Source organism: Candidatus Krumholzibacteriia bacterium, from assembly GCA_029865265.1.
In the GTDB taxonomy this organism is placed as follows: Bacteria; Krumholzibacteriota; Krumholzibacteriia; order WVZY01; family JAKEHA01; genus JAKEHA01.
On the sequence record JAOUHG010000001.1, the window covers coordinates 278583 to 291205 of the forward strand.

Below are 12623 nucleotides of genomic sequence, written 5' to 3' on the forward strand. Positions count from 1 at the left end.
CCATGGCAAAACGCTACGACGCCATCGTCATCGGCGCAGGGCACAACGGGCTCGTGTCCGCCGCCTATCTGGCCAGGGCCGGGCGCCGCGTGCTGGTGCTGGAGCGGCGCCACGTGGTGGGCGGTGCGGCGGTTACCGAGGAACTCTACCCAGGATTCAAGTTCTCGGTGGCCTCGTACGTGGTGAGTCTGTTCCGTCCGCATATCATCCGCGAACTCAACCTCACCCGGCACGGCATGCAACTCATTCCGCTGGAGTGCTCGTTCACGCCGCACCTGGAGGGGCCCGGCCTGGTGCGCTGGCCCGACCCGCATCGCACGCGCCGCGAGGTATCGCACTTCAGTCAGAAGGATGCCGAGATCTACCCCGAGTTCTCGCTGGCCATGACCAAGATGGGCTTCTTCGTGAAGAGAATCATCGATTCGCCGCCGCCCGACGTGGGCTCGCTCAATCCCGCCGAACTCTCCAGACTCACGGGGCTCATGGGCCATCTCCGCGACCTCGGACCCGACATGGTGGAGCTGCACGCGCAGTTGCTCACCATGAGCGCGGTGGACTTTCTGCAGATGTGGTTCGAATCCGACGCGCTTCTCGCGCCCATGTCGTGCAGCGGAATCATCGGCACCTTCCTCGGTGTGCGTTCGCCCGGCACGGCGTACGTGCTGCTCCACCATTATATGGGCGAGATCGACGGCGCTTTCCGTTCCTGGGGTTTCTCCAAGGGTGGCACCGGCGGGCTGAGCCTCGCCATTGCCAGCGCCGCGCAGGCCTTCGGCGCCGAGATCAAGCTGAGCGCGCCGGTGTCGCGCATCGTGGTCAAGAACGGCCGCGCGAAGGGTGTGGTGCTGGAGAATGGCGACGAGTACAACGCGGACGTGGTTCTCTCCTGCGCGGACCCGCGGCGCACCTTCATTTCCATGGTGGGCGAACCGCATTTCGACACCGATTTCCTCTCGCAGCTGCGCCGCTACAAGTACCGCGGCAGTTCCGGCAAGGTGAACCTGGCGCTCGACCGCCTGCCGGATTTCACCTGCCGGCCCGGCGACGGACCGCACATCCGCGGCGACATCGCCATCGCGCCCTCGCTCGAGTATCTCGAGCGCGCGTTCGACGATGCCAAGTACGGCGAGTTCTCGCGGCGTCCGTATCTCAACGTGGTGATTCCGTCGCTGGTGGATCCCAGCGTGGCCCCGCCCGGCAAACACGTGATGTCGTGCTTCGTGCAGTACGCACCCTACAATCGAAAGGGCGGTGCAGAAACGTGGCCGGCGCACCGCGAGGCGTTTGGCGACGCGGTGGTCGACACCCTCGCCGAATACTGCCCGGGACTCAAGGAGTCCATCCTCTACCGGCAGGTGCTCACCCCGTGGGATCTCGAACAGGAACTTGGTCTCACCGAGGGCAACATCTTCCAGGGAGAACTTTCGCTCGAGCAGCTGCTGTTCCTGCGCCCGGCCGCGGGCTGGTCTCGCTACCGCACGCCGGTCAAGAACCTGTGGCTGTGCGGTTCCGGCGCGCACCCCGGGGGCGGCATCATGGGTTCGCCGGGTGAACTGTGCGCCAAGGCAGTGCTGGAATCGAGGGAGGTCTGAGCATGGCCCGCTACGACGTCATTGTCATTGGTGCGGGTCACAACGGGCTCACCACCGCGTGCCTGCTGGCCCGGGCGGGCCGGCGCGTGCTCGTGCTGGAGCGCCGCGATATCACCGGCGGCATGTGCGCGTCCGAGGAATTTCATCCCGGGTATCGAACCCCCGGGCTCCTGCACGACACGCTGCAGGTGCGCTCGGGTGTGGTGGAGGCGCTGCGCCTCGACCAGCACGGGCTGGATCTGGTGCCGCCGCCGGCCATGCTGCTGGCGGGTCCTGACGGGCGCGGCATCAGCATTCAGGCCTCTGCCGACGCCACCGCCGTGGACATCGCGAAGGCCTCCGCGCACGACGCCGAGCGCTGGCGCGAGTTCAGCGCGTTCGTCGTGCGGGCGCGCAGGGTCATCGAACCGCTGCTCAACGATGCGCCGCCCGACATCGGCGCCATCGGCAGTCTGCAGAGCGGCTCGCTGGGCACGCTGCTCAAGAGCGCCATGTCCTTCCAGCGCCTGGGCAAGCGCGAGATGGCGGAACTGCTGCGCGTCCCGCCCATGTGCGTGGCCGACTGGATGAACGAGTGGTTCGAGGGCGATCTCCTCAAGGCCGGCATGGCGCACGGCGCCGTCCTCGGCATGTGGGCGGGTCCCTGGTCGCCGGGCACGGCCGCCAATCTGCTCCTCGAGGCGTGCACGGCCGGACAGGCGGTGAAGGGGGGCGCGGGCGCGCTGGCGTTCTCGCTGGAACGCGCCGCGCGGCACCACGGCGTGGAGATTCGCACCGGCACGGCGGTGTCGTCGCTCGCGGTTTCCGGAACCACGGCGACCGGAGTGGTGCTCGCCTCCGGTGAGACGGTGGAAGCGGGTGCCGTTGCGGCCTCGTGCGATCCGCGCACGCTGTTCCTGAGCCTGGTGGCCGCGGGGACGCTGCCGTTGCGCTTCGAGCGCCGCGTGGGCGTGGTGCGCGCGCGCGGAACCACCGCCAAGGTGCACCTGGCGCTCGACCGGCGCCTGGAGTTCGCCGCCCGTCCCGGCGAGCGCGTGTCGCGCGCCCGGACCGCGACGACGCTGGACGATCTCGAGCGCGCCTTCGACGCCGTCAAGTACGGCCGTGCGTCCGAGAACCCCGTGCTCGATATCAGCGTTCCCTCGGTGTCCAATCCGGAAATGGCCCCCGAAGGGCGCGACTCGGTTTCGCTGCTGGTTCATTTTGCGCCCCACGCCCTCGCGGGTGGATGGGACGACGGTGCCCGCGAACGCCTGGGGGACGCCGCCGTGGCCGCGCTGGAACGGGTTGCGCCCGGGGTGGGCGGGACGGTGGTGGCGCGCGAGGTGCTGACGCCGGTGGACATCGCCTCGCGGTACGGGGCCGACGGCGGGCACATTCACCACACCGAGCACGCGCTGGATCAACTGGCCATCCGCCCCACCATGGAGACCATGCGCTACGCCACGCCGCTTGCGAACCTCTACCTGTGCGGTTCGGGCTCGCACCCCGGCGGCGGCGTGACCTGTGCGCCCGGTGCGCTGGGAGCCGCCGCCATCCTGTCCCGCCGCTGACACCCCCGCCCGCCCGCCGCCGCAGTTTTCTGTGGACCGTCGCGGTTTTCCATTGAACGCGGGCTTCGCTGGTTGTATGAGTATGCGAAAATCAGCTTCTTGCTGTCGACGGCGCGCCTTACTTGGCGCGCCGCATGCGTATCGGCCCATGACGTTCGAGCGGCGCGGCATCCAGGCCGCGGGAGGGTAGTCGATGGCCAGTAAAATCATCGTGGCGCAGCCCACCGGGTTTGTTTCTCCGCGTCTGGAGGGGAAGCTGATTGCGGGCAAGGGTGGTCGGGGCGTGTTTGCGCGCGAACGGGTGCGCGCGGGGGAACTCCTGGTGGTGTGGGGTGGCGAAGTGGTCGACGGTGACACGCTGCGCTCGATGTCGGTGGATCGATTCCGGCTCGCGCTGCAGGTGGAGGAGGGGCTCTACCTTCTCACCACCCACGAAGGCCCGGCGGACTGGGTCAACCACTCGTGCGCGCCCAACGCCGGAATGCAGGGCCAGGTGGTGCTGGTTGCGATGCGGGACATCCGCGCGGGCGAAGAGATCACCTTCGACTATGCCATGAGCGACGGGTCCACCTACGACGAGTTCGAGTGCCGTTGCGGCGCCAGGACCTGCCGCGGCCGCATGAACGGCTCGGACTGGAGTCTTCCCGAACTGCAGGAACGCTACGCGGGCTACTTCTCACCCTACCTGCAGCGGCGCATCGACGCCGCCCGCGCCAACGGGGGCAAGGCGTCGGCGCGCAGGCTCGCGGCGGAACGGCGGGTCGGGGTCGTCACGCGCCGCAGCTAGACGCGGCTGCGCGACCGGGCCGCTGACGCCCGGCGGTCCCCTGTGTTAAGATCGTCGTGCCGCAATCGCCCGGGAGTGCCCGGGCCTTTCAAGTAATGGATACCCCCAGGAGGAACGATGCCGAAGACTCTTCAGACCGACACGTCAGGCGCGGTCGATCAGATCCTCGATCACTACCGCTCCGAGAACCCCGGCGTCCGGGCGAACATCTACCGCCTGTTGACCACCGGAAGGCTCGCGGGAACGGGCAAACTCGTCATTCTGCCGGTTGATCAGGGCTTCGAGCACGGTCCGGCGCGAAGCTTTGCGGTGAACCCCGCGGGCTACGATCCCGCCTACCACGCGCAGCTCGCGGTCGACGCCGGTTGCAATGCCTACGCGGCGCCCTATGGCTTCATCAGCCAGGTCGCGCACGAGTACGCCGGCAGGATTCCACTCATTTTGAAGATCAACAACCACGACGTCCTGTTCGACGAAAACGATCCGGCACCGGCCCAGACGGCGAGTGTTCGCGATGCGCTGCGCCTGGGTTGCGCTGCCATCGGCTTTACCATCTATCCCGGTTCGGCCCACTGGAAGGCCATGTACGAGAACCTGCGCGTGCTGGCCGAGGAAGCGCGGAACAACGGGCTCGCCGTGGTGGTGTGGTCGTACCCGCGCGGCTCGGGGCTGTCCAAGGATGGCGAAACCGGGATCGACGTGGTTGCCTATGCGGCCCAGATCGCGGCCCAGCTGGGCGCACACGTCATCAAGGTGAAGCTGCCCAGCGACCACCTGGAGCAGGATGCGGCCAAGAAGGTGTACCTGGCCGAGAAGGTTGCCATTGGAACGCTGGCCGATCGCGTGAAGCACGTCATGCAGGCGTCGTTTGCGGGCAAGCGTATTGTGGTGTTCTCGGGCGGCGGCAAGAAGGGCGAGGGTGCCGTGTTCGACGAGGCGCGCGCCATCCGCGATGGCGGGGGCAACGGCTCCATCATCGGACGCAACTCATTCCAGCGCCCGAAGGCGGAGGCCGTGAAGTTCCTGCACACCATCATGGACATCTACGCCGGCAAGATCGACTGACACCGCTGGCGGGACAATCCACAATGAGAAAGGGCCGGTTCGGTGAACCGGCCCTTTTGCTTTTCCAGACGGGTGAGGGGGATGCTAGCGTCCCAGCGTCACTCCCACGTGAAAGCAGTAGCTCTCCAGATTGCCGCCGTTGTCCGGCTCGAGGAACTGCCACTTGAATTCTCCGAATACGCCGATCGGTCCGGGGAGCACGTTGAGCCCCGCCAGCGCGTACCAACCCCAGTCGTCCTTTATGTCGGCGTCGCCCGAGAAGAAGTAGTAGCCGAGGCCGAGGCCGGCGTACAGCGTGCCGAGCTTCACCTTGGCGGTGGCCTCGATGGGCGTGATGTTGAAGTCCGAATCGCTGAAGTTTATGTAGCTCACCCGCGTGTCCATGCTGATGATCGGCGTAAACGAGGAATCGAACTTCAAGCCGGCCCCGAAGCCGTCCTTGCTGGAGTCCTTTGGATTCCAGTAGGCGGCGTAGACGCCGATCGCCTGTGCGGCGGGCGCGACGACGGTGGCCGTGGCCGCGACGAGTACGAAAAATAGTGCAAGACGCTTCATGATGCCCTCCTGGTGGCCGCCCGGAACGGGCGACCGTGGCACAGGATGTGGGTGCCGCTCGCGGGGCGCAAGAGATTTTTCTTTCGTGGGAGTGGCGCGCATGGAACAATGGACACCTTCCCAGCCCTTCACGAGGAGGGGGCTCGTCATGTCCGTCGCCGAAATCTATCGACGAAACTTCCTGTCGCTCCTGCTCACGGTCGTGAGCGTTGCGTTCATCATCATGTTGCGGCGTTTCCTGGTGCCGCTGGTGCTCGCGGCCATTTTCGCCGCGCTGGTGAACCCCATGTACAAGTGGCTGGAGCGGGCATTTCGCGGGCGCAGGGCGCTCGCCTCCATCACCACCATCCTGATCGTGTTCCTGCTGGTGGTGGTGCCACTCACCTTCTTTGCCGGCGTCCTGGTGTCCGAGGCCGTGCAGGTGAGCAACAGTGCGGTGCCGTGGATCCAGAAGCAGCTTCACAGCCCGGACGAGTTCATGCAGAAGCTGCACGCGCTGCCCTTTGCGGAGAGGCTCGTGCCGTACCAGAGCCAGATACTGCAGCGTCTCGCGGAGGCCGTGCGGACCATCGGTTCCTTCATGGTGGACCGACTCTCGGACGCAACCCGGGGGACGATTGTCTTCTTCTTCAACGTGGCGATCCTCCTCTACGCGATGTTCTTCTTTCTCATGGATGGCCGGAGCTATCTGGACGGCATCACGAGATCGCTGCCACTTTCGCCCCGCGAAAGCGCGCGTATCGTGGATCAGTTCGTTTCGGTGACGCGCGCCGCGCTTACCAGCACGGTGGTCATCGGGGTCATCCAGGGCACGTTGGGGGGAATTGCACTGGGCATCATGGGGGTTCCCGGGGCCGTGTTCTGGGGTACCCTGATGGCGGTACTCTCCATGATCCCCGGGCTGGGAACCGCCATCGTGTGGGTGCCGGTGTGCATCTACCTGTTTGCCACCGGGCGCCCCGGTGTGAGCATCGGGCTGGCGGTCTATTTTGCGCTGGTGGTGGGGTCGGTGGACAACCTGCTGCGGCCGCGCCTGGTGGGCAAGGGAACCCAGATGCCCGACCTGCTCGTACTACTGTCAACGCTGGGTGGTCTCATGATGTTCGGGGCGGTGGGTTTCATCCTGGGCCCGGTGCTGGCCGCCCTGTTCGTTACCACATGGAACATCTTCAACGCATTCGTCCAGGAGTCCAGGGAGAGCGCGTGAAGCGCCCCGCACCCGGGGTGGCTTCACTGGAAAGGAAGCGGATATGAATTTCATCAAGACAGTGATCGCGGTGCTCGTGGCCCAGCTCCTGCTGGGCGTGACCCTCTTCTTCGGACTCGTGCTGATCACGGCGCTGTTCACCGCGGACGAGGGTGTCAAGGTGGCGGATGGCTCGTGGCTGGAACTGGACATCTACGGACAGATTCCCACCTACGATCCGCCGGAGTCGATTGCGTCGTCCATCATCGACACGGATCAGGAGACCCTCACCCGGTTGCTTACCAACATGGAGAAGGCCGCCGCCGACAAGCGCATCGAGGGCGTGATCATGAAGGTGTCGAGTTCCAACTCGCTCGGGCTGGCGTCCATGGACGAACTGCGCGAAGCGGTGGGCCGCGTGCGCGCGGCGGGCAAGCCGGTGATCGCGTACTCCGACGGCCTCGACCGCAACACGCTCTACCTGGCATCGGCGTGCGACTCCATCTTCATGCCCGACGTGTCCGACCTGGTCTTCACCGGCTACGGATACGTGGACATGTTCGCCAAAGGGGCGCTCGACAAGCTCGACGTGCACCAGAATCTCCACAAGATCCGCGACTACAAGACCGCGGCGGAAATGCTGCAGCGCGACTCCATGTCGCCCGAAGCCAGGGAAATGGCCAACTGGCTGATCGACGAGGTGTGGGACGTGGAGCTGGGCGCGATCTCCCGCGATCGTGGCATCCCCATGGCCGAGATGCAGGGGCACATGGACCACGCGCTGTTTGACGCGCAGGAGGCGCTGGATGCCGGCTTCATCGACGGCATGCGCTACTGGGACGAACTGGAAGAGGACCTGGGCGGCGAGGACGGGCTGGAGACCATTTCTTCCGACGACTACGCGGACGTCTCCCGTGCGCAGGCCGGACTCAAGGGTAAGCAGCGCATCGCGGTGGTGCACGCCTACGGCATGATCGGCGGGCGCAAGAGCCGGGTGGATCCCTCGCTGGGTACGTTGATGGGACACGAGACGGTGATACGCGACCTGCGCGCTGCGGCCGAGGACAAGAACGTGGCGGCCATCATCTTCCGCGTGGACAGCCGCGGCGGCGACGCGCTCACCAGCGAGTTGATCTCGCGCGAGGTGGGGAAGATCGCGGAGGACAAGCCGGTCATCGTGTCCATGGGTGACGTGGCGGCCTCGGGCGGCTACGCGATCGCCTTCCGGGGCACGAAGATCATCGCCGATTCGCTCACCATCACCGGTTCCATCGGTTCCATCTACGGCAAGATCAACATGGCCGGGCTGTGGAACAAGATGGGGGTCACCTTTGACTGGGTGACGCGCGGACCCAACGCGCTGCTGTGGTCGGGTGTGACCGACTTCGACGCGGAGCAGTGGAAGCGTATCGAGAGCCATCACGACAACTCCTTCCAGTTCTGGCTCAACAACATCAGCGAGGCGCGCGGCATTCCCATGGACGAACTGCTGCCCCTCACCGAGGGACGGGTGTGGACGGGACGCCAGGCCAGGGAACGCCGCCTGATCGACGACGTCGGCGGGTACTCGCGCGCCGTCGAGGTGGCCAAGGAGGAGGCGGGGATCCCCGCCGACGAGGAAGTGGCCTTCGTTCACTATCCGAAGCGCCGCGGGCTCTATGACCTGATCACCAGCGGTGACGCGCCGCTCACGGTGGTGAGCTGGACGGTGCAGCGCTGGTTCAAGGAGGACGTCGCGGAGACGGCGCGCCTGCTCACCAGCGGGCGCATGCGGGTGTGGACGGGCGTCACGGACTAGTCAGCCGCGCGCGAATCGCGCGAGAGAAAACGGCGAGAGATCAAGCGCGGGTGCGCCGTCGAGCGTCCACTGGGCGGCCGCCTCGCCCACGGCACTCGCGAACTTGAAGCCGTGCCCCGAGCACGCGCTCACCAGCAGCACGTTGGGGTGCTGCGGGTGGGTGTCGATCACGAAGTGCCCGTCGGGCGTGTGGGTGTACATGCACGTCGCGGTTACGATCAGTTCGCCAAAGACTCCCGGCAGATAGCGGTCCGTGAGCGCACGAATGGTGTCGATCTCGCGCTGGTGGACGCTGCGGTCAATGGTTTCCGGCGTGGCCGGTGTTCCCGGGTCGTGGATGGCCACCTTGAGGCCGCTTCCGCGGTCGGGGAAGCCGTAGAGCAGGCGGCCGGTTTCGAACTCCACCGCCCAAACCGGCATCGCGCGGGCCGCGGTGGAATCCGCGGCGCAGAACCAGAACAGCGGCTGCCGCGCCACCGCTGCAGTCACGCCCGCCCGCGCGAGTGGTTCGGTCATCCACGCGCCGGTGGCCAGCACGAGCCGCCCCACGGCGAAACGCCCCCGCGCGGTTTCGATCTCCACGCCATCGCCATTGGCCTTCCAGGACACCACGGGCTGGTCCGTGTTCACCTCCGCGCCGCGCGCGATCGCCCCGTCGAGGTGGGCCCGGATGCAGCGCGCCGGGTTCAGCAGGCCCGCGCGGGCCTCGGTGACGGTCTGCATGTCCGCGTCGGGCGTCAGCCATGGAAACGCGTGCTCCTGTTCCGCGGGCGAGTACTCGCGGATGGCGATGCCATGTTCAGCACCCGCCTTGCGCATGCCGGGGAGCAGTTCGCCGTTGGCGCGGCCCGCAAAGACACCACCCGTTTCCTCGATGAGCGTCTTGCCGGACTCGGCGGCAAGCCGGTGCCAGAGATCGTACGCGCGGCGCACCAGCGGGACGTAGCATGGGTCCTCGAAGTACGCCTCGCGGATCATGCGCGTCTCGCCGTGCGAGGAGCCGTGCGTGTGGGGCGGGGTGTGCGCGTCGAAGCCCGCCACACGTGCGCCGCGCGCGGCCAGATGGAACAGCGCCGCGCTTCCGGCCGCGCCGAGTCCCGCGACGATGCAGTCCATGCGTTCGGTCATGGTGCCAAGTGTACGACGCGCGGTCGCGCGCCGTCGAGGAGGGCCGATCACCTTGTGGAAGGGGGCATTTGTATGATATCATAGCCTCAAACCCAACCCTTGATATACGTCTTCAGCCATGCACCCAGGAGGCTCCCTGATGAATCGTCTGTCGATGTTTGCGGCCGCCGCGGCGCTCGCGAGCGCCCTTTCCGTTACCCCGGCCGCCGCCCTCGTCGTCCAGCACATCGCCACCGACGCCGAGCTGCTGGCCCTCCTTTCGGACGAACTGTTCGTGGCGGAGGGGCGCATCGGTGACGGCGCCGGCGCGGCCACGTTCGAGATCGACTTGGGCGGCGACACCGGCGCACCCGCCACCAGCGCGCAGTATGCGTGGCCCAACGGCGGCGCGGTCAACTGGACGCTGCACTACAACAACGTCACCAACCTGATCACCTTTACCGTGGACACAGTGGTGCTGCAATGGACCACGCCACTCTCCGGTTTCACCGATCTCTTTGTGCGAACGCGTGCCGTCAACGCGGACACCGAGATCCTGGTGGACGACCTGGTGCTCGACGCGGAGAACATCGGCGATGCTTCCCACGCCGTCGCCGATGGTCTCGACATCCTGTGGATCGCCGGGGGTGCGCTGGCGGACGGCTTCACGCTGACGGGTACCACCACCATGTCCTGGGGTGGTGCGATGCCAACGCAGTCGCGTCTTGCCTTCCAGATCAAGGTGGGTGTCACCAACACGGTTCCCACCGAGCAGAGCACGTGGGGCAAGGTGAAGGCGCTCTATCGCTAGAGAATCCTCGGCAAGCAGCGAGCGGGTAAGAAGGCGTCGCGCGGTTGCGCGGCGCCTTTTCTCTTTCACACGCCCAGCAGCCGTGCGAGGTTTCCGCCCAGCACGCCCTCGCGTTCGCCGGCGCTGAATCCGGCCGCCAGCATGGCGTCGATCTGCGCCTGCAGGAGATCGGCACGGTAGCCGCGCGGGAACACCCCCGAGTCCGACCCGTACAGGATCCGCTCGGCACCGATGGCGTCTCTGGTCTGCCGGAATATGTCGGCGAGGGACAGCGGCGGCACACACTCCGCGGCCCAGCTCTGCGAGCCCGCCGTGTCCACGTACACGTTGCGGTAGGCGGCGGCAAGATCCAGCGCCTCGTCGAAAAACCCGGCGCCGAAGTGGGGCAGGATGAAGGCCACGTCGGGGTGCGCGCGCGCCACCGCCGCGACGTCGCGCGGACGGCTCTTCTCGGCGGGGAACTCCGGATCGAGTCCGATCAGCTTTCGCACGCCCACCTTGAGCCGGCCACAGTGCACGAACGCCACCATGGCGTGCGCCTTGGCGAGTTCAAGCGCGGCGGTGACCTCGGGCGACTGGATGGAGTAGTCGTGCATGGCGGGAAAGAACAGCACGCCGCGGAAGCGGTAGCGTGGCAGGAGGCCGCGCAGCGCGGACAGCGTCACCGGCACGGCAGGATTCACGGTGGCGAAGGGAACGAATCGCCCGTTCGACGCCGCGGCCACCTCGCCCACCACGATCATCTCTTCGGGTATGGAGGCAAACAGGGCCGCGCGATCGACGCGGTGACGGTCCATCTCGCGGATCCAGCGCGCCGCGTGCGCGGCGGCGTCGGGCTCGGGGACTTCGATTCCGCCCGCGCGAATGCGGTCCAGCGTGGCTTCCGGATCTGAGCCGTTCACCAGTGTCGCCTGGTACTCGTAGAACTCGCGGCCGAAGAAGTGGGTATGGGCGTCGAAGACGTTCACGGTTCGGGCCTCTCCGGTGTTATAGTCTCACTGAACAGTATGGCCGCGCCGGGCCGCTTTGGTCAACCGCGCCGGTATGTCCCATGGAACACGTCGTCGCCACCCGATACTGGCACCTCCTGGAAGACGGCCGCGTCCAGTGCGACCTGTGCCCGCGCTTCTGCAAGCTGCGCATTGGGCAAAGGGGAATGTGCTTTGTCCGCGCCAACGAAGGCGACACGGTGGTGCTCACCACCTACGGGCGCTCCAGCGGGTTCTGCGTGGACCCCATCGAGAAGAAGCCGCTCAACCACTTCCTCCCCGGCACCCCGGTGTTCTCCTTCGGGACCGCCGGCTGCAACCTCGCCTGCTCCTTCTGCCAGAACTGGGACATCTCCAAGTCGCGGGAGGTGGAGACGCTGGCCGCAGAGGCGTCGCCGGAGGCGATTGCGCGCGCGGCAGAGGAGACGGGCTGCCGTAGCGTGGCGTTCACGTACAACGACCCGGTGATATTCATGGAATACGCCGTCGACGTGGCCATCGCGTGCCACGCGCGCGGTATCAAGACGGTGGCGGTGACGGCGGGGGAGATCTGCCCGGAGCCGCGGCGCGAGTTCTTCGCACACATCGATGCCGCCAACGTGGACCTCAAGGCCTTCACCGAGGACTTCTACTACAAGTTGTGCAAAGGAAGTCTTTCCAGCGTGCTGGACACGCTGGTCTATCTGAAACGCGAGACGAAGGTGTGGGTGGAGATCACCACGCTTCTGATTCCAGGACACAATGACTCGAACGAAGAGATCGCCAATGAGAGCCGGTGGATCCGCGAAAACCTCGGCGTGGACGTGCCCCTGCACTTCACGGCGTTCCATCCGGATTTTCGCATGATGGACGTGCCACCCACACCGCCGGAAACGCTCGTGCGCGCGCGCAACATCGCGCTGAAGGAAGGACTGCGCTACGTGTACGTGGGCAACGTCCACAATGAGGACGGCAGCAGCACGTACTGTCACGCGTGCGGCGAGAAGCTGATCGGTCGCGACTGGTACCAGCTCACCGCATGGAAACTTGATGCACACGGTCGCTGCAGGAAATGCGCAACCCCGCTGCCAGGGGTGTTCGAGGCCAAGGCGGGCAAGTGGGGCGCGCGGCGGCAGCCGGTCGACATGACGAATTTTGCCTGATCGCCCGGGGATCAGCGTTCCCTTGTCAAGATTCGCGC

At 66.4% G+C, this 12623-nt stretch carries 11 protein-coding genes; 8 read left to right on the forward strand and 3 right to left on the reverse strand.

What is annotated here, in order from left to right; genetic code table 11:
* Nucleotides 1-2 precede the first annotated feature (2 nt).
* The 4 genes from OEX18_01115 to OEX18_01130 all read left to right on the forward strand — a co-directional run bounded on the left by OEX18_01115 (nt 3) and on the right by OEX18_01130 (nt 4997).
* Nucleotides 3-1592, forward strand: a complete 1590-nt coding sequence (locus OEX18_01115; protein MDH4335865.1) for an NAD(P)/FAD-dependent oxidoreductase — start codon at nt 3-5, stop codon at nt 1590-1592.
* Between the two features lie 2 nt (nt 1593-1594).
* On the forward strand, nt 1595-3145 hold the full coding sequence (locus tag OEX18_01120) for an NAD(P)/FAD-dependent oxidoreductase (protein MDH4335866.1): 1551 nt from the start codon (nt 1595-1597) through the stop codon (nt 3143-3145).
* Nucleotides 3146-3338: 193 nt separating this feature from the next.
* Nucleotides 3339-3932, forward strand: a complete 594-nt coding sequence (locus OEX18_01125) for an SET domain-containing protein-lysine N-methyltransferase (protein MDH4335867.1) — start codon at nt 3339-3341, stop codon at nt 3930-3932.
* A 117-nt stretch (nt 3933-4049) separates the two neighbouring features.
* Nucleotides 4050-4997 (forward strand): class I fructose-bisphosphate aldolase, encoded by a 948-nt coding sequence (locus tag OEX18_01130; GenBank protein ID MDH4335868.1) that lies wholly within the window; start codon nt 4050-4052, stop codon nt 4995-4997.
* Nucleotides 4998-5081: 84 nt separating this feature from the next.
* Here OEX18_01130 and OEX18_01135 read toward each other — a convergent pair whose 3' ends face one another.
* Nucleotides 5082-5552: a hypothetical protein gene (locus tag OEX18_01135; protein ID MDH4335869.1), complete on the reverse strand. Its 471-nt coding sequence runs from the start codon at nt 5550-5552 to the stop codon at nt 5082-5084.
* A 148-nt stretch (nt 5553-5700) separates the two neighbouring features.
* Here OEX18_01135 and OEX18_01140 point away from each other — a divergent pair, with 148 nt between their 5' ends.
* Entirely contained in the window at nt 5701-6759 is a 1059-nt protein-coding gene (locus OEX18_01140; GenBank protein MDH4335870.1) for an AI-2E family transporter, read from the forward strand.
* 43 nt (nt 6760-6802) lie between these two features.
* A complete protein-coding gene (locus tag OEX18_01145) occupies nt 6803-8536 on the forward strand; it encodes a S49 family peptidase (protein MDH4335871.1) in 1734 nt (577 codons plus the stop codon).
* Here the strand turns inward: OEX18_01145 and solA are convergent, their stop codons facing one another.
* Complete coding sequence (gene solA, locus OEX18_01150) at nt 8537-9664, reverse strand: N-methyl-L-tryptophan oxidase (protein MDH4335872.1); 1128 nt, start codon at nt 9662-9664, stop codon at nt 8537-8539.
* Between the two features lie 139 nt (nt 9665-9803).
* On the opposite strand from solA, the gene OEX18_01155 reads away from it, so the two are divergent.
* On the forward strand, nt 9804-10454 hold the full coding sequence (locus tag OEX18_01155; GenBank protein MDH4335873.1) for a hypothetical protein: 651 nt from the start codon (nt 9804-9806) through the stop codon (nt 10452-10454).
* A gap of 65 nt (nt 10455-10519) precedes the next feature.
* Here OEX18_01155 and OEX18_01160 read toward each other — a convergent pair whose 3' ends face one another.
* The gene (locus OEX18_01160) at nt 10520-11422 is read right to left on the reverse strand and encodes an amidohydrolase family protein (protein ID MDH4335874.1); all 903 of its coding nucleotides are present in this window, start codon (nt 11420-11422) and stop codon (nt 10520-10522) included.
* Between the two features lie 83 nt (nt 11423-11505).
* Here OEX18_01160 and amrS point away from each other — a divergent pair, with 83 nt between their 5' ends.
* Nucleotides 11506-12585: an AmmeMemoRadiSam system radical SAM enzyme gene (amrS, locus tag OEX18_01165; protein ID MDH4335875.1), complete on the forward strand. Its 1080-nt coding sequence runs from the start codon at nt 11506-11508 to the stop codon at nt 12583-12585.
* Nucleotides 12586-12623: the final 38 nt, after the last annotated feature.

Bases quoted from the DNA above. Each gene is read 5' to 3' on its own strand.
- OEX18_01115 (MDH4335865.1), top strand. From the start codon at position 3: ATGGCAAAACGCTACGACGCCATCGTCATCGGCGCAGGGCACAACGGG.
- OEX18_01120 (MDH4335866.1), top strand. From the start codon at position 1,595: ATGGCCCGCTACGACGTCATTGTCATTGGTGCGGGTCACAACGGGCTC.
- OEX18_01125 (MDH4335867.1), top strand. From the start codon at position 3,339: ATGGCCAGTAAAATCATCGTGGCGCAGCCCACCGGGTTTGTTTCTCCG.
- OEX18_01130 (MDH4335868.1), top strand. From the start codon at position 4,050: ATGCCGAAGACTCTTCAGACCGACACGTCAGGCGCGGTCGATCAGATC.
- OEX18_01135 (MDH4335869.1), bottom strand. From the start codon at position 5,552: ATGAAGCGTCTTGCACTATTTTTCGTACTCGTCGCGGCCACGGCCACC.
- OEX18_01140 (MDH4335870.1), top strand. From the start codon at position 5,701: ATGTCCGTCGCCGAAATCTATCGACGAAACTTCCTGTCGCTCCTGCTC.
- OEX18_01145 (MDH4335871.1), top strand. From the start codon at position 6,803: ATGAATTTCATCAAGACAGTGATCGCGGTGCTCGTGGCCCAGCTCCTG.
- solA (MDH4335872.1), bottom strand. From the start codon at position 9,664: ATGACCGAACGCATGGACTGCATCGTCGCGGGACTCGGCGCGGCCGGA.
- OEX18_01155 (MDH4335873.1), top strand. From the start codon at position 9,804: ATGAATCGTCTGTCGATGTTTGCGGCCGCCGCGGCGCTCGCGAGCGCC.
- amrS (MDH4335875.1), top strand. From the start codon at position 11,506: ATGGAACACGTCGTCGCCACCCGATACTGGCACCTCCTGGAAGACGGC.